Source organism: Sulfitobacter profundi (assembly GCF_042661425.1).
Lineage (GTDB): Bacteria > Pseudomonadota > Alphaproteobacteria > Rhodobacterales > Rhodobacteraceae > Sulfitobacter > Sulfitobacter profundi.
Genome location: NZ_JBHSWA010000001.1, coordinates 934,270 through 951,473, shown reverse-complemented (window position 1 = coordinate 951,473; position 17,204 = coordinate 934,270). Strand labels below are relative to the sequence as shown.

Here is a 17,204-nt window from a genome sequence, read left to right as displayed (position 1 = left end):
GAAATGCGGGGCGGGGCAGCTATGTCCCGTTCCAGTAACCAACAGGAGCCTGAAATGTCCCAGACCCGCCGCCATTTCCTTGCCACCGCCGCCGCCGCCGCTGGCATCGTAACCCTGCTGCCCTTCGCCGCCCGTGCCGCCGCGCATAGTGGTGACACATTCGACACCAGCGCAGGTCCGATCACGGTGCATCCCGTCGACCACGCCTCTATCGTGCTAGAGACACCAGCGGGCGTGATCTATGTCGATCCAGTGGGCGAGCCCGCGCAATACAGCGACTTCCCCGCCGCCGATCTGATCCTCATCACCCATGAGCATGGCGACCACTACAACGCCGATACGCTGGCCGCGCTGGCCGGGGATGAGGTGCAGATCATCACCAACCCCGCCGTCTTTGACATGCTGCCCGAGGCGCTTGCCGCGAAGGCCAGCAAGATCGCCAATGGCGAAAGCACCGAGTTTAACGGCCTGCCGATCGACGCGATCCCGGCCTATAACATCACCGAAGAGCGCAAGAAGTTTCACCCCGAGGGGCGCGACAACGGCTATATCCTCGGTTTCGACGGCTTCCGCGTCTATATTTCGGGCGACACCGAAGACACGCCCGAGATGCGCGGGCTGACCGATATCTCGCTGGCATTCGTGTGCATGAACCTGCCGTTCACTATGGATTCAAACGCTGCCGCCTCTGCCGTGGCTGAGTTCAAACCGACTTACGTCTACCCCTATCACTTCCGGGGAAAAGACGGCGGCACGCAAGACCCCGAAGAGTTCGCCAAACGGGTCGGCACCGATGTCGAAGTCAAATTCGGCGACTGGTATTAATCTCGAACCCTTTCGGTCACGCCCCAGCGGCGTGACCGTTTTCTCGGACAGGGCCGATCCATCAGATCAGCCGATTCCGGGGTGCAAAGCGGGGCGTTTGTCTCGCACACCGCCGCCCGCGCTCATTTTTCGCTTAACAAATTCAAGAGCCTAACTGCTCCCTCTTCAGATGGCTGAAGTTTCGCTTGATCGCTTTCGGTCCGCGGACTAGCGTGACCTGCGACAAATGCGAAACTATGTTTTGCATTGCGAAACAAGTCTCTGGGAGGAGCCTACATGACAATCTTTAAACACCTGAGCTGCGCCGCAGCTCTGGCGCTGGCTGGTGGCGCGGTAAGCGCTGAAACTGTATTGATTCACGGTGAAGCTGGGCCCAACCGCGGTGCACGCGCCGACGCTTTGCAGTGGTTCGCCGATCAGGTCGCCGAGCGTTCGGACGGCGACATGCGATTCGACATCCAGTGGGGCGGGGCGCTGTTCAAAGCCAACGCCGCTGTGCAATCCATCGCCGATGGCGTGGCCGACACCGGTTCGGTCATCGCAGTCTACTACCCGCAAGAGATGGCCGGCTACGGCATCGCCGACCTGCCGGTGAACAACCCCGACGCTTGGGTCGGCATGCGCGCCACGGATGAGCTGATGCGCTCCAGCCAAGCGATCCAAGACGATCTGGCCGACAAGAACCTCGTTTATATCGGCACTTGGACCACCAGCCAGGTAAACATCGGCTGCAAGGGCGGCGCGATCAAATCCGTGGCGGATATCTCGGGCAAGAAGGTCCGCGGCGTGGGCGCCTACGGCAAGGTCTTTGGTGAGCAGGGCGCGAACATGGTCAACATGTCGATCTATGACGCCTACCAAGGTCTCGACACCGGGCTGATCGACTGTTCGCAGGGCTACAGCTATGCCGTGGCGGCGCTGAAGCAGGCCGAGGTGATGGACAGCTACACGATCCTCGACTGGGGTCAGGTCGGCGGTCTGGGCATCTTCATGAACAAGGACATGCACGACAGCCTGACGCCTGAGCAGCAGGAAACGCTGGCCTCCGTCGGGTCCGACATGGCGGATGAGTTTGGCCGTCTGATCACCGATGCCAACGACAAGGCCATCGCCTCGATGAAGGAACAGGGCGTCGAAGTCATCACCCTGCCCGAAGAGGATCGCGCGCAACTCGTCGAAGCGGGCAAGAAGTTCCTCGACGAATGGGCAGAGACTGCCGGTTCCGCCGGTCTGCCGGGCGACGAACTGCTGGAAGAGTATAAAGGCCTTATCGCTAAATACACCGAGCAGCGCGATGCCGAAGGCTATCCTTGGGAAGCCAAAAGCAACTGATCGCTGATACTGGGGAGGGGCAGCATATGTTGGTAAATCTGGAGAAAATCCTGTTGGGATTGGGCGCTTTGGCGGTGATCGCCTTGGGGGTGTTGATCACCTCCAACGTGATCGCCCGCGCGCTCTTTGCCAGTCAGGTGCCCGATAGCGTGACCATGGTGCGAGAGCTCATGGTCGCCGCCATCCTGCTGCCCCTCGCCGCCGCCACCGCTGCCCGCGCGCATGTCTCGGTCGCTTTTGTGACCGACCGATTTCCCGACCGCGCGCGTTCGGTGTTGATCGTTGCAGGCTCTGCCATCGGGATGCTGGCGCTGGCGCCGCTGATCTATTCCGGCGGGCGCGAGTTCTTTGCCGTGGTCGAGAAAGGCAGCTTTTTCTACGGCGACCTCAATCTGCCGAAATGGCCCGGGCGGCTTTTGTTCCTGATCGGGATGATCGCGACCTTCCTGCGGCTGGCCGAACTGACGTGGCGCGATGGGCGCACCGTGCTGGCGGGCGGCGTGGTCTCTGACGAACAACAACATGCGGCCGACCTTCTGGCCGAGAAGGACGTGCTGTAATGGATGCCTCAACCATCGGTATGATCGCCTTCGCGGCGGTTCTGATCCTGCTCGCCCTGCGCGTGCCGATTGCCTTCACGCTGGCGGCAGTGGCAACCGTCGCTACCTTCTTTATCTTCGCCTTCCGCACCGGGACCTTCATGCCCGAACGTGCGATCAAGGCGACCACCTCGATGGTGTTCTCAAACTCCTTCGACCTCATTCACTCTTACGATCTGTCGATGATCCCGCTTTTCGTGGCGCTTGGACATATCGCGTATCGCGCGGATATTACGACGAAAATCTACCATGCGGCCAAGGTTTGGCTGACCCGCCTGCCGGGTGGGGTGGCCATGGCCTCCGTCATGGGCTGCGGGGGCTTTTCCGCGATCACCGGCTCATCCATCGCCTGCGCCTCGACCATGGGTAAGATCTGCACGCCCGAGATGCTGCGCATGGGCTATGACCCGCGTCTGGCCACAGCTTCGGTCGCGGCGGGGGGCACATTGGGCTCGCTCATTCCCCCGTCGGTTCTGTTCATCATCTACGGCATTTTCACCGAGACTTCGATCTCGTCGCTGTTCCTCGCGGGTGTTCTGCCGGGGCTGCTGACGCTGGCGGGCTTTGTGCTGGTCATCGCCGTCTGGGTCTGGCGCGATCCGGCGGTAGCACCCTCGACCGACCAACGCTACACCGCGCGTGAGCGTTGGCAGGCGGCCCTTGATAGCTGGCCTGCGATCCTGCTTTTCGTGCTGATCATCGGCGGCATCTACGGCGGTATCTTCACCGCGACCGAGGCCGCCGCCGTCTGCGTCGTCTCCGCCACGTTGATCGGTTTCGTGCAGCGCAAGCTGGATTGGGCTGGCCTCTGGGCCGCGGTCAAGGAGACCTGCGTGCAGACCTCCGCGATCTTCCTCATCGCCGCCAGTGCCAAGATCTTTGTGGCCTTCGTCGCGCTGACGGGCGTCGCGGGCACCATCGTTGGGTTCGTCTCAGACGCGCAGATGTCGCTGGTTGTGCTGATGCTCTGCATCGCGCTGATCTATCTGCTCTTGGGCATGTTCCTTGATCCCATCGGTATCATGGTGCTGACCCTGCCGCTGATGATCCCACTGGTGGAAAGCTATGACCTCAACCTCATTTGGTTCGGCGTCGTGGTCATCAAACTGCTGGAGATCGGCCTGATTACACCGCCCGTCGGATTGAACGTCTTTGTCATCGCCAATGTGGTGGGCCGCGAAGCGCCGATTGACAAGATCTTTGCGGGCATCACCCGGTTCCTCAGCGTCGATTTCATCGTGCTGATCCTGATCATGTCCTTCCCGATGATCTCGCTTTTGATCCCGATGGCGGCAAGATGAACAAGGCGGCGTCGGATACCGTCACGGACCGTAAGTTCGCCAATACGCTGGCGCGGGGTCTTGGCATTTTGCGCGCGTTCCGCGCCAGCGACAGCGGGCTGAGCCACGCGCAGATCGCCGAGCGGACGGGCCTGCCGAAACCGACGGTTTCGCGGCTGACCTATACGCTGTGCGAACTGGGCTATCTGGCGCATGGCGGGCGCAACGAGAAGTTCCGGCTTGGGCCTGCGGCGATTGCGCTTGGCTCGGTCGCCTCTGTCGCGGTCAGCTTTGTCGATATGGCGTCAGATGCGATGCAGCAACTGGCGGATGAAACACGCACGCTGGCGCTGATCGCCGTGCGCGACGGCGACCGGATGATGCTGGTGCGCACATGGCGTCCGCATACCGCTTCGACCATCTGGCTAGAGCCGGGTCACCGTATCCCGGTCTATGGTTCGTCCTCTGGCCTCGCCACGCTGGCCAGTCTGGACGAGAACCGTTTTGACGGGCTGGAGCCGGATGACCGGCTGCGCAATTTCCGCCGTGAGGGGTATGAGCAATTGCTGGCGCAGGGCTTTGTCCTCGCCCCGCCTGAAACCCGCTATGCCCGTAGCATCAACGCCGTGAGCGTGCCCTATTACGCAGGGGAATTCGGCGAGCCTGTGGCCTTTACCTGCGGCGCTTTGCCGGGTGACTTGCCCGACAGCCGCATTCTGTCACAAGTGGGGCCAGCGCTGCGCGACGTGGTCAGCGGCATCGAACAACGCACCGGACGGGCACCGGCCCTGTCCCGGCGCGGATAGATCAAGGAGTTACTGATATGACTGACAAGATTGCCTATTCCCGCCATGACGACATCGTCGTGCTGCGCATCGAAAACCCGCCCGTCAACGCGCTGAGCCAAGCCGTGCGGCAGGGGCTCTCCGACGGCATGGACCGCGCCGAGGCCGAAGACGGCGTGCGGGCCGTGATGATCGTGGGCGAAGGCCGCGCCTTTATCGCGGGCGCCGACATCACCGAATTCGGCAAGCCGCCGATGGAGCCGCATCTGCCGAACCTGTGCAGCCGCATCGAAGCGTCGCCGCTTCTGGTCGTGGCCTCCATGCATGGCGTCAGCCTTGGTGGTGGTCTCGAAGTCGCGCTCTCGGCGCATTACCGCATCGCCCAGCCCTCGGCCCGGGTCGGTCTGCCTGAGGTGCACCTTGGCCTGATCCCCGGCGCAGGCGGGACACAACGCCTGCCGCGCCTCATTGGCGTTGAACCCGCGCTGGATGCGATCACCACGGGCCGCCACATCAAGGCACCGCAGGCGCTTGAGATGGGCATCGTCGACCGGGTGGAGGAGGGCGATCCGCAGGAGGTCGGTCTCGCTTACGTTCGCGAGCTGCTCGACAGCGGCGCCGAGCGTCGCCCGATCTGCGAGATGCCCGCGCCTGCGCCGATCGATTGGGACGCCGCCTATGAGGCGACGCTTAAAAAGGGTCGTGGCCAGATTTCCCCTGCCGAGGCCGTGCGCGCCGTGCAGGCGGGTGTCGAAAAACCCTTCGAAGAAGGCATGAAGGCCGAGCGCCGCATCTTCTCGGAACTGATGAACACCGACCAGCGGCAGGGCATGATCCACGCCTTCTTCTCTGAACGTGCCGTTAGCAATCTGCCCGAACTCAAAGGCGTCGAGCCGCGCGCGCTGAAAGCCATTGGCGTGATCGGCGGCGGTACCATGGGCGCGGGCATCGCCACGGCGGCACTGCTGTCGGGCTTCTCGGTCGTGCTCATCGAGATGAAGGACGAGGCCGCTAAGGCCGCGCACGACCGCATTTCGGGCAATCTGCAAGGCGCGCTGAAACGCGGCAAGATCGACCAAGCAAAATTTGACACGTTGACCGGCGAGGCGCTTACTGTTTCGACCGATTACGCCAGCCTTAGCGATGTCGATCTGGTCGTCGAAGCGGTGTTCGAAGACATGGATGTCAAAAAGCAGGTCTTCGGCAAGCTTGACGCCGTCTGCAAACCGGGCTGCGTGCTGGCCTCCAACACCTCCTATCTGGACGTTGACGAAATCGCCGCCAGCACCTCGCGCCCCGCGGATGTGATCGGGCTGCACTTCTTCTCGCCCGCGCATGTGATGAAGCTGCTCGAAGTCGTGGTGGCCGACAAAACCGCGCCGGATGTTGTCGCCACTGGCTTCGCGCTTGGCAAAGCTCTGGGCAAAATCAGTGTCCGCGCCGGGGTCTGCGACGGGTTCATCGGCAACCGGATCCTCGCCACCTACCGCACCGCGGCGGACCACATGGTGCTGGACGGCGCCAGCCCTTACAAGATCGACGCGGCACTTGAGAAATTCGGCTTTGCCATGGGCCCCTTCGCCGTGGCCGACCTTGCCGGGCTCGACATCGGCTGGGCCACCCGTAAGCGCAAAGCCGCCACGCGCCACCCCGAGGAGCGGGTGCCGACCTATATCGACCGGCTCTGCGAACAAGGCCACTTCGGCCAGAAGACCGGCCAAGGTTACTACATCTACGAAAAGGGCAAACGCGGCGGCACGCCGAACCCGGAAATCACCCGCCTGATCGAGGAAGAGCAGAAGGAGCGCGGCATCGCCCCGCGCGAGTTCACCGATGCAGAGATCGTGCGCCGCTACATGTGCGCCATGGTCAATGAGGCGGCCAAAGTGCTGGAAGAGGGCATCGCGAAACGCCCGCTCGACATCGATATGACGCTGCTCTTTGGCTACGGCTTCCCGCGCTATTGGGGTGGCCCAATGAAATGGGCCGATATTCAGGGCCTGCCCAACGTCCTCGCCGCCATCGAAGGGTTTGCCGAGAAAGACCCGTGGTTCTGGAAACCAGCGCCGCTGCTGGTCGATCTGGCCAAAACCAACCGCACATTTGATGATCTGAACAAGGAAGCTGCCAAATGAAACAGGCTGTCATCGTCTCCGCCGTCCGTACCGGGCTGGCCAAATCCTTTCGCGGGTCGTTCAACATGACCCACGGTGCCACCATGGGTGGCCATGTCGTTGCCGAAGCGGTCAAACGCTCGGGCATCGATCCCTCGGCGATCGAAGACGTGATGATCGGCTGCGGCTACCCCGAAGGGGCCACCGGCTCGAACATCGCGCGGCAGATCGCCCTGCGCGCGGGCCTGCCGGTGACCGCCTCGGGCGTGACCGTGAACCGCTTCTGTTCTTCCGGTCTGCAGACCGTCGCCATGGCCGCCAACGCAATCTGCCAAGAGGGCGCAGGCCCGATGGTTGCAGGCGGGGTCGAGAGCATTTCGCTGATCCAGCCGGATGTGAAATCGGTGAAAGAGGCCTGGCTCAAGGAGCATAAGCCCGAGGTCTATATGGCGATGATCGACACAGCCGACATCGTGGCCAAACGCTACAACATCAGCCGCGAGGATCAGGACGCCTACGGTCTGCGCAGCCAGCAGTTGATTGCCGCCGCGCAAGAGGCCGGTCTCTTTGATGACGAAATCGTGCCGATGCAGACCACCATGGGCGTGCAGGACAAGGAGACCAAGGAGATCTCCACCCGCGAGGTCACAGTGGACCGCGACGAATGCAACCGGCCCGGCACCACACTCGAAGGGCTTGCGGGCCTGACGCCCGTGCGCGGCGAGGGGGCCTTCATCACCGCGGGCAACGCCAGCCAGCTTTCCGATGGTGCCGCGGCCCTTGTGCTGATGGACAGCAAAGAGGCCGAGCAGCAGGGCCTGCAAGCCATGGGCGCGTTCAAAGGCTTCGCCGTCGCGGGTTGCGAGCCCGATGAAATGGGCATCGGCCCGGTCTTTGCCGTGCCGCGTCTGCTGGAACGTCACGGGCTGACCGTCGATGACATCGACCTGTGGGAGCTGAACGAGGCCTTCGCGAGCCAAGCGCTCTACTGCCGCGATAAACTCGGCATCGACCCCGATAAATGCAACGTGAATGGCGGCTCGATCGCTATCGGCCACCCCTTCGGCATGACCGGGGCGCGGATGACCGGCCACATTCTGCGCGAAGGCCACCGCCGCGGCGCGAAACTGGGCGTCGTGACGATGTGCATCGGCGGCGGCATGGGGGCGGCTGGCCTCTTCGAAATCTACTAAAGGGGGCCGACATGGACCTGAGCTATACCGACGAAGAACGCGCCTTCCGCGAGGAGGTGCGCCAATTCCTCACCGAGAAACTGCCAAGCGAGCTTTCCGAAAAGGTGCGCCGTGGGCAGGAGCTTTCGAAAGATGATCACGAACGCTGGCACGCCATCCTGAACGATCAAGGCTGGCTGGCCACCAACTGGCCCAAGGAATTCGGCGGGGCCGCGTGGAACGCCGTGCAGCGCCATATTTTCGAGGAAGAGGCCGCTGCCCATCACGCGCCGCGCATCGTGCCCTTTGGCCTGTCGATGCTGGCCCCCGTGCTGCAAAAGTTCGGCTCGAAAGAGCAGCAGGACTACTGGCTGCCGCGCATCCTGTCGGGCGAAGACTGGTGGTGTCAGGGCTACTCTGAGCCGGGCGCTGGGTCGGACCTCGCCTCGCTCAAAACCACGGCGGTCAAGGACGGCGACCATTACATCGTCAACGGCCAAAAGACTTGGACGACGCTGGGCCAACACGCCAACATGATCTTCTGCCTCGTGCGGACCGACAAGGACGTGAAGGAGCAAGAGGGCATTTCTTTCCTGCTGATCGACATGGAGACGCCGGGCATCACCGTGCGCCCGATCATCCTGCTGGATGGCGGCGCCGAGGTGAACGAGGTATTCTTTGACAATGTCAAAGTGCCCGCCGAGAACCTCGTCGGCGAAGAGAACAAGGGCTGGACCTACGCCAAGTACCTGCTGACCCATGAGCGCACTAACATCGCCGGGGTTGGCTTCTCCCAAGCGGGCCTGTCGGCGGTCAAACGCATCGCCAAATCCGAAATGGCCGGGGGCCGCCCGCTGATCGAGAACCCGCATTTCGCTGCCCGCGTAGCGCAGGCAGAGATTGATCTGATGGCGATGGCCACGACCAACTTGCGCATCATCTCCAAGGCCGCCGCAGGGCAGGCACCGGGGGTGGAATCCTCGATGCTCAAGGTCAAAGGCACGATCATCCGGCAGGAAATCAACGACCTCGCGCGCCGTGCGGCTGGCGTCTATGCGATGCCCTTCGCCTCGGAAGCGGTGGCAGGCAGCAACGACGCGCTGCCCGATCCGAACGAGGCCGGTCCGGTGGCCGCGCAGTATTTCAACAACCGTAAGCTGTCGATCTTTGGCGGCTCTAACGAAATCCAGCGGCAGATCATCGCCAAGACAACGCTGGGAGGTGCAAAATGAATTTCGACCTGACCGAAGAACGCCAGATGCTGCAAGACAGCCTGCGCCGTTTCCTGCGCGATAAATACGACACCGCCACGCGCAATGGTATTCTGGAAAGCGAAGCAGGCTTCTCTGCTGACATCTGGGACGGCTTGGCCGAATTGGGCGTCATCGGCGCGCTTTTCACCGAAGACCAGGGCGGCTTTGGCGGCGCGGGTTTCGACGTGACCACCGTGTTCGAAGAACTGGGCCGCGCCGGTGTGGTCGAGCCGCTGCTCGACAGCGCCGTGCTGGCTGGTGGGCTGATTGCCGATCTGGGCAGTGAAGCGCAGCAGGAGCATATTGAGGCACTGATCGGCGGCACGTTGCAACTGGCCTTTGCCCATGGCGAGCCGACCAGCCGCTATGACCTTGAGCGCGTCTCCACCTCCGCGTCGCAAAACGGCGGTGACATCGTGTTGAACGGTCGCAAAGCCGTCGTCGCCAATGCCGAGGCTGCCGACATGCTCGTCGTCTCTGCCCGCGAAAGCGGAGAGGGTGGCGATCAGGCGGGCATTTCGCTGTTCCTTGTGCCAGCGGATACCAAAGGGCTCACCGTCACGGGCTATGCCCTGCTGGCCGGTGGCCGCGCCGCCGAAGTTACACTGGATGATGTAACCCTGCCCGAAAGCGCCCGCTTGGGCGAGGCTGGCAAGGCGTTTGACGCGATTGAGGCCCGTGTGGCCGTCGCGACCACCGCGCTCTGCGCGGAAACGCTGGGCGCGATGGAAACCGCCTGCGATCTGACCCGCGAATATCTCGGCACCCGCAAGCAGTTTGGCCGCCCGATTGGCAGCTTCCAAGCGCTGGCGCACCGCATGTCGGACCTGCTGATTGACCTCGAACAGGCCCGCTCTGCCGTGATCAATGCCGCAGGCCATCTGGCCGACGACCGCGCCAGCCGCGAGCGCCATGTCTCTGCCGCTAAGAACCTGATGGGGCGCGTCGGGCGTTTGGTCTCCGAGGACACGATCCAGATGCACGGCGGCATTGCCATGACGCAGGAATATGAGCTGGCCCATATCGCCAAACGCATCACCATGGCGGACCACCGCTTTGGCGACGTTGATCATCATCTGGAGCGGTTCATTGCACTATCCGCCGCATGAGGCACCGACCAGCGGGGTTCAACAGCTGATCGGGTTTCAACCCGACCTGTCGAACCCCGATGGCAGCACCCGCGTGACACTCGACCTCGGCCCGCAGCACCTGAACGTCTCAGGTGTGCTGCACGGGGGTTGCATACGTTGCTCTTGGATGTGGCCACGGGCTTTGCCTGTGCGCGGCACTGCGCGATGAGCGGGCCCTTCGTGCCGATGCTGACCCTGTCGCTGACCACCGATTACATCTTGGCGGTGCGCGAGGGCCAAGTCGTTGCCACAGGCCGCGTCACGGGCGGGGGTATAAAATCCTCTATGCCGAGGCGCAGTTGCATGATGCCGAGGGCAAGCTGCTGTCGCGTGCGACGGGCGTTTTCAAAAGGGCAAAAACATGAGTGCGCGGATCGAAGACCGGGGCGATCGGTTGATCGTCTGGAACGGCAACGCCGAGAAGCGCGGGGCGCTGACGCCAGAGCTTTATGAAGCGATTGCAGAGGCGATGCGCATGGCCGAAGACCCGCGCATCCGCGCGGTGATCCTCACCTCCGAAGGGCGCTTTTTCTGCGCGGGGGAGACCTTAACGTGCTGATCGAACGGCGCAAATTGACCGAGGCCGAGCGCCGCGAGCGGGTGGATGGGCTGCATGATCTGGTCCGCGCCATGCGTGCTTGTCCGGTGCCTGTTATCGCCGCCATCGAAGGTGGCGCTGCCGGGGCGGGGCTGTCGCTGGCGCTGGCCTGCGACATGATCGTGGCCTGCGAAGAGGCGCAGTTCACTGCCGCCTATGTGAAGGCCGGGTTGGTGCCGGATGCCGGTCTGACGGCTTCTTTGGCGCGGCTTTTACCGCGGCCCTTGTCGATGGAGATGTGCCTTCTGGGCCGTCCCGTCATGGCGATGCGCTTTGCCGAACTGGGCGCGGTCAACCGTATCTGCGCCAAAGGCAAAGCCTTGGACGAGGCGCTGATGCTGGCCGATACGCTCGCCGCCGGGCCGCGTGCTGCCCAAGGCGCGATCCGGCAGTTGGTGGCGCAGGCCTATGAGGCCGAAGAGGCCGATCAGCTTGATGCCGAACGCAACGCCATGGCCCACGCGGCTGGCGGGGATGAGGCCGCCGAAGGGATCGCGGCCTTTTTGGAAAAACGAAAGCCCCGGTTTTAGCCGGGCAGCGGCCGCCGGAGGAGGGGGTCGCGAATAGGCAGGAGGAGACACCCATGAATGCCAGGGTACAGGATTTTCTAGCTGAGCAATTGGCGACCCGACCAGAGGCGCCCGCGCTGAGTGACGCCAGCGGCGCCGCGTGGAGCTATGCCGATCTGGACCGTGCGCGCGTGGCCTTGGCCGCTGAGTTGCGCAGCGCGGGAGTGCAGGCGGGCGACCGCGTGCTTTTGATGGTGGAAAACTGTGTTGCGGCGGTGGCCTCGCTCTATGCCGCGTGGGAGTTGGACGCGGTGGCCATCCCCGTGAACGCCCGCCAGACCGAAGCCGAAGTCACCCGCATCATTGATCACGCCACCCCGGCGGCGGTGCTGCTGACCTGCGATGTCTCGCCCGAAGCGGCGGCCCATGCGGCGCGGCTGAACGCACGTGAGGTCTCGGGCGCTTTCGGCAGCCTGCACCTTGCCACACCGCTGCCCAGCAGCCCGGATGCCGATCTGCATGATGTGGCGGTGCTGCTTTATACCACCGGCACCACGGGCGATCCCAAGGGGGTGATGCTGACCCATCAGAACCTGCGCTTTGGCGCGCGTGCCTCGGCGGACCTGCGACAGATGGTGCCGGGTGATGTGGTTTACGGCGTGCTGCCGATGACCCATGTTTTCGGTTTGGTGTCTGTCTTGATGGCCGCGGTGAGTTCTGGCGCGAAGGTCCGGCAGGAGAGCCGTTTCTCGGCGGCGAAGCTGCATGCCGCAACCCACGAGGATGTCACGATCCTTCCCGCTGTGCCGCAGATGCACGCGCTGGTGATGCAGTACTCGCGCGAGCGCGGGATGCCCAAACTCGAAAGCCCCAAGCTGCGCTATGTTTCATCGGGCGGTGCACCGCTTGATCCGGCGTGGAAACGCAAAGCCGAGGCGTTTTATGAACTGCCGCTGCAAAACGGCTTTGGCATGACCGAGACATGCTCGGGCGCATCGGCCACCACCAACGCGCTTGGCTCGCCCGACACTTCGGTCGGACCGGTCACGCCGGGCACCGAATGCAAGATCGACGACCAAGCCCCCGGCGGCAATGGGGCGGGCGAAGGCGAAGTGCTGGTGCGCGGACCGCATGTGATGAAAGGCTACTACCGCAACCCGACCGAGACCGACAAAGCCATCGACGCCGAGGGCTGGTTGCACACCGGCGATCTGGGCAAGCTCGATGAGGATGGGCGGTTGCACATTCTCGGGCGCAGCAAGGAATTAATCATTCACGGCGGTTTCAACGTTTATCCGCCCGAGGTCGAAGCCGCGTTGAACGATCACCCGCGCGTGGTGCAATCGGCCGTGGTCGGACGGCGGCGCGAAGGCGACGAAGAGGTGCTGGCCTTCGTGCAGGTCGCCCCCGGCGACGAGGTGACGGCAGAGGAGTTGCGCAGTTTCGTCAAAGAGCGGCTGACCGGCTACAAGCGGCCCGCGCAGATCATCGTGGCCACGGACCTGCCCGCCGCACCCACAGGCAAGATCCTGAAACACCGGCTGCTGACGGCCTTTGCCGACCGGCTGGAGGGCTAGGCGCGAATTGAACCGCGCCCGGCCAGATCAGACGTAGGTGCCTTCGGCGGCGGCGCGGATCGCGCGGATGTTCTCGCCGTAGGGGGCGGGGGCGCTGACCGAGCCGCCTTTGAAGACGGCGGAGCCCGCCACCAGCACATCGGCCCCGGCCTGCGCCACCAGCGGCGCGGTCTTGGGATCGACGCCGCCGTCGATCTCGATATGCACGGGCCGGTCACCGATCATCGCGCGCAGGTCGCGGATTTTGGCTGTCATGTCGATGAACTTCTGGCCACCGAAGCCGGGGTTCACGGTCATCACGCAGATGAGGTCGACCATGTCGAGCAGTTCGGCCACCGCGCTGGCTGGCGTGCCGGGGTTTAGTGCCACACCCGCTTTCGCGCCCGCGCCGCGGATCGCCTGAAGCGTGCGGTGGATATGGGGGTGGCCTCGACATGGGCGGTGATCACATCGGCGCCCGCCTTGGCGAAGGCTTCGATATAGGGATCGACCGGGGCGATCATCAGATGCACGTCCATCACGCCCTTGATGTGGGGCCGGATCGCCGCGCAGGTGGCGGGGCCGAAGGTGATGTTGGGCACGAAATGCCCGTCCATCACATCCACATGCACCCAGTCCGCGCCTTGGGCCTCAATGGCTTCGCATTCGGCACCGAAGTTGGCGAAATCGGCGGCGAGGATGGAGGGGGCGATCTTGATCGAACGGTCGAATGTCATGGGGGCAGCCCTTTGTTGCAGAGGTTGGCTTCTCTTAACGGCTGCGCGCTTTTTGCGAAAGGGGTTAGAGGTCGAGTTCCAGCACGCCGCCTGCCTCTGCCGCGCGTGACTGGCAGAGGATGATCGCGCCTTCGCGCTGCTTGGCCGAGAGAACAAAGTCGCGGTGTTCGACTTCGCCGCCGCGCAGGCCGCATTTGCAGACGCCGCAGATGCCATCGCTGCATTTCAGATCCACCGGCACCCCCGCCGCGATCAGCGCGTCGGCGGCTGTTTCCTCGGCAGAGACGGCGATCTCGCGGCCTGAGGTGAGTTTCAGCGTGAAGGGGTGATTGACGTAATCTGGCACCTCGGGGGTTGAGAAATATTCCAGATGCCGCGCGTCTTCGGGGATGCCCGCGGCCTCGGCGGCGGCCATGACCGACTGCATGTAGGCATCCGCGCCGCAGGTGTAGACATGGGTGCCCGGCGCGCTGCGTTCCATGATGGCGGGCAGGTCGGCGCGGGTGCTTTCAGATGAGATATGCAGGTGTACACGGTCGGCCCAAGGGGCCTGCGCCAGTTCCTCGGCAAAGGCCGCCGCTTCCCGGTCTGAGGCCGAGTAGTGCAGGTCAAAGGGTCGCCCAAGGGCGTGCAGCCGGTGCGCAAAAGCGATCATCGGCGTGATGCCGATGCCGCCGCCCATGAACAGGCTATGCGGCGCGTCCTCGACCAGTTCAAAATGGTTCACCGGCTTGCCGACAAAGATGCGTCGCCCCTTGGTGAAAACCCGGTGGAGCAGGGCTGATCCGCCCCGGCCCGCGTCTTCGCGCAGCACCGCGATGCGGTAGCGTTTGCGGTCGGACGGGTCGCCCAGCAGCGAATAGGGGCGCAGGAATTCCGGCGCGACGACCAGATCAAGATGCGCGCCAGCGGACCATGCGGGCAGGTCGTGGCCTTCGGGGTGGGCGATGTCGTAAAGCGCTGTAGTCGGGTTCAGGCGGGTGACGTCGGTGATGCGCAGGTCGAGCACCGGGGTGTCGCTGCCGACCTTGTAAAGGTGCAAATGGTCGGTTTCGCCCGCTGCGGTTTTGCGGCGGTGCTCATCGGCGCTCAGCAGGGCCGCATGGGCGGCAATCCCGGCCTCGCGGTTCATCGGATCGGGGTAGGGCCAAGGATGCGGCGCCAGCGGAGCGGGGTAGACGGCGAGGGTTTGATCCTCGAATTTGAGGTCAAGATCGGGTTGCAGATCACGGGCGTTCACCGGCTGGGCAGGCGTGTCGAACTGGCCCGAGGGCTTGCGCTCGATGTCCCACCACCACTTTTTCACCGGGTTCAGGCGGCCCTTGCCGACCATGTCGTCCAGCTTGGCCAGCAGCGGTGCGGCGGCGGGGATGTTGGAGGCGGCCCAGCGGAAGGGGGCCTCGGCGAAGAGCCCCTCAAGGTTCCACGGGCAGGTCTTCATGCAACGCCCGCACATTGCGCCGCCTTGGTTGGTGATCCGGTAGGTGGCGCATTTTTGGCTGTCGGATTTCCAGATTTCATAGCCGTTGAACATCTTCTTCGGCCCGGCGGTGATCGCCCCCGAGGGGCATTCGCGAGCGCATTTGTTGCAGGCTTCGCAGAACTTTTGCAGGCCGAAGTCGATGGGCTTGTCGTGGTCAACGGGCAGGGTGGTCGTGACCACGCCGGATTTCAGGCGCGGGCCGAGGAACGGGTTCAGGATGACTTCACCAATCCGCGACACTTCGCCCAGTCCCGCCAGCAACAGCAGCGGCGGTTGCAGCACATCGCCATCCATCACCGTATGCGCTTTGGCCGCGTGGCCCAAGTTGCGCAGGTGCTGGGCCATCACGCCGCCCAGCATCGAGAACCGCAGATAGGCCCGCATGGATTGCGACACGGCGATCCAGTCGTCGCCCGAAGACCCCTCCATCGTGTCGAAGCCTTGGTCGATGATAAGGCTCAGCGCTTGGTCATGCGGCGGGGTGATCGGGGTGCCGGTGGCGTCGTGGCTGTACCATGTCCAATCGGGGCAGGCAGAGAGGCCCGCAGCATCGGCCCCCAGAAAGTAGCTTGCCGCTTTAAGGTTCGCGGCATTGCGGGCGCTGTCCGCCATAGCGGGCGCGGCGTCGTTCACCGGGCCATCTTGCAGCAAGATCAGCGCGCCCAGCAGCCGGCGCTGCGCGGCGGAGGGAGCGGATTTGACTACATGGTGCCCGCCTTTCATGGCGTTCTGCACCTTTGGCCCCATGTCGCCGAACTGCCCGCGCGCGAAAAGATCCCCGCGTTTCGGCACGCGCGGCACGTTCGGCGCGTCGATGTAGGTGGTCGGCTCATCCACCCGTTTCAGCGTCTCAAATGGATGCGGCCCTGCGGCATAGTCGCGCCGCGCGTAAGGATCGACATCGCGGGCGCTGACGCCGCCATGGGTGCCCAACTGCCAATGCGGGCCTTTCAGCAGGGACCAAGGCTGCTCGGAGAACGGGCAAAGCGGCAAATCGGGCGCAAGTTCCATGTCGGTCGTCACCACGGCCAGCCCGAAGCGCGAGCCGATCCACGGCGCTTGAAGCGTGCCGTCTTCCCAAACCGCTAGCCCCGCCGCCACGGCCAATTGGCCGAGGTTCACATCAGAGGTGGTGCCTGAATGCACCTTTGCCGCGAACCCCAACTGGCGGATGTATTCGGCCAGCACGGTAGCGTTTTCGGTGCCGCGCAGGCAAGCGCGCTCGGCTTGGGCGTCCATGATCCAATCGCTGCCCGGCTCATCTTCGCGTGGGTCGCGGGGGTGGGCGGTGAGGACCACCAGCGCGTGGCTGTGAGCGTCGATTGAGGTTTCGGGCGCATCAACTGCATCGCGCAGGTTCGCCATGATGATATCGACCCCGGCGGCGAGCGTCTTGGTCTGGCGGTTGCGGAGAAATTCGGCCAGTTGAGCGGTGCCTTCGCTGCGCCGGGGCGTGGCAAGATGTGCCTCATCCGGTAGGGCGCAGACGCCCATCATCGAGGCATCGTTGTAATAACCAAATGATTTGAGGTGATTGGCCCGTTCCACCGGGCTTTCGGGGATCACCGCGCCTGCCGTGTTGACCGGCCCATCGCGCAGTACGTCCATCATCGCTTGGAAAGGGGCCATTGCGTTGCAAATGCTTTGGGGCGCCTCGGGCCGCTCAAACCGCAGCACCGGCATGGGCGCGTCCGGCAGTTGGTCATGGGGGGCATGCAACCGGCGCAGCCGCTCCAACGGGAAGGGGCCGAGGTGCATGGGGCGGGTCTTGGATGAAAAGAGCTTCATGGCAAATCGATGCCATGCTTTGAAATGAGATGCCAGTCCTGGT

The 17,204-nt window shown here is 63.7% G+C and carries 11 protein-coding genes and 2 pseudogenes; 11 read left to right on the top strand and 2 right to left on the bottom strand.

The window, feature by feature from the left end:
* Positions 1 to 54: 54 nt before the first annotated feature.
* The 11 genes and pseudogenes from ACFQAU_RS05040 to ACFQAU_RS04990 all read left to right on the top strand — a co-directional run bounded on the left by ACFQAU_RS05040 (position 55) and on the right by ACFQAU_RS04990 (position 13,174).
* Positions 55 to 825, top strand: coding sequence for an MBL fold metallo-hydrolase (locus ACFQAU_RS05040; protein WP_132444650.1), 771 nt, complete (start codon positions 55 to 57; stop codon positions 823 to 825).
* 276 nt (positions 826 to 1,101) lie between these two features.
* Positions 1,102 to 2,157: a C4-dicarboxylate TRAP transporter substrate-binding protein gene (locus ACFQAU_RS05035; RefSeq protein WP_132444648.1), complete on the top strand. Its 1,056-nt coding sequence runs from the start codon at positions 1,102 to 1,104 to the stop codon at positions 2,155 to 2,157.
* Between the two features lie 26 nt (positions 2,158 to 2,183).
* Entirely contained in the window at positions 2,184 to 2,717 is a 534-nt protein-coding gene (locus ACFQAU_RS05030) for a TRAP transporter small permease (protein ID WP_067627369.1), read from the top strand.
* The gene (locus ACFQAU_RS05025; RefSeq protein ID WP_067940100.1) at positions 2,717 to 4,057 is read left to right on the top strand and encodes a TRAP transporter large permease; all 1,341 of its coding nucleotides are present in this window, start codon (positions 2,717 to 2,719) and stop codon (positions 4,055 to 4,057) included. Before ACFQAU_RS05030 ends, ACFQAU_RS05025 begins: the two co-directional genes overlap by 1 nt.
* Positions 4,054 to 4,842, top strand: a complete 789-nt coding sequence (locus ACFQAU_RS05020; protein WP_132444646.1) for an IclR family transcriptional regulator — start codon at positions 4,054 to 4,056, stop codon at positions 4,840 to 4,842. The genes ACFQAU_RS05025 and ACFQAU_RS05020 overlap by 4 nt, the downstream gene beginning before the upstream one ends.
* A 17-nt stretch (positions 4,843 to 4,859) precedes the next feature.
* Complete coding sequence (locus ACFQAU_RS05015) at positions 4,860 to 6,956, top strand: 3-hydroxyacyl-CoA dehydrogenase NAD-binding domain-containing protein (RefSeq protein ID WP_132444644.1); 2,097 nt, start codon at positions 4,860 to 4,862, stop codon at positions 6,954 to 6,956.
* Positions 6,953 to 8,128: an acetyl-CoA C-acyltransferase gene (locus ACFQAU_RS05010; protein ID WP_132444643.1), complete on the top strand. Its 1,176-nt coding sequence runs from the start codon at positions 6,953 to 6,955 to the stop codon at positions 8,126 to 8,128. Before ACFQAU_RS05015 ends, ACFQAU_RS05010 begins: the two co-directional genes overlap by 4 nt.
* Before the next feature lie 11 nt (positions 8,129 to 8,139).
* Complete coding sequence (locus ACFQAU_RS05005) at positions 8,140 to 9,339, top strand: acyl-CoA dehydrogenase family protein (protein ID WP_132444641.1); 1,200 nt, start codon at positions 8,140 to 8,142, stop codon at positions 9,337 to 9,339.
* Complete coding sequence (locus ACFQAU_RS05000; protein ID WP_132444639.1) at positions 9,336 to 10,469, top strand: acyl-CoA dehydrogenase family protein; 1,134 nt, start codon at positions 9,336 to 9,338, stop codon at positions 10,467 to 10,469. Before ACFQAU_RS05005 ends, ACFQAU_RS05000 begins: the two co-directional genes overlap by 4 nt.
* Before the next feature lie 490 nt (positions 10,470 to 10,959).
* Positions 10,960 to 11,618 (top strand): annotated as a pseudogene (locus tag ACFQAU_RS04995) (oxepin-CoA hydrolase, alternative type).
* A 53-nt stretch (positions 11,619 to 11,671) separates the two neighbouring features.
* Positions 11,672 to 13,174: a class I adenylate-forming enzyme family protein gene (locus ACFQAU_RS04990; RefSeq protein ID WP_132444633.1), complete on the top strand. Its 1,503-nt coding sequence runs from the start codon at positions 11,672 to 11,674 to the stop codon at positions 13,172 to 13,174.
* A gap of 27 nt (positions 13,175 to 13,201) precedes the next feature.
* On the opposite strand, the pseudogene rpe reads toward ACFQAU_RS04990, so the two are convergent.
* Together rpe and ACFQAU_RS04980 are read right to left on the bottom strand one after the other, a co-directional pair.
* Positions 13,202 to 13,890 (bottom strand): annotated as a pseudogene (gene rpe, locus ACFQAU_RS04985) (ribulose-phosphate 3-epimerase).
* A gap of 64 nt (positions 13,891 to 13,954) precedes the next feature.
* Entirely contained in the window at positions 13,955 to 17,161 is a 3,207-nt protein-coding gene (locus tag ACFQAU_RS04980; protein WP_132444629.1) for a 4Fe-4S double cluster binding domain-containing protein, read from the bottom strand.
* Positions 17,162 to 17,204 lie beyond the last annotated feature (43 nt).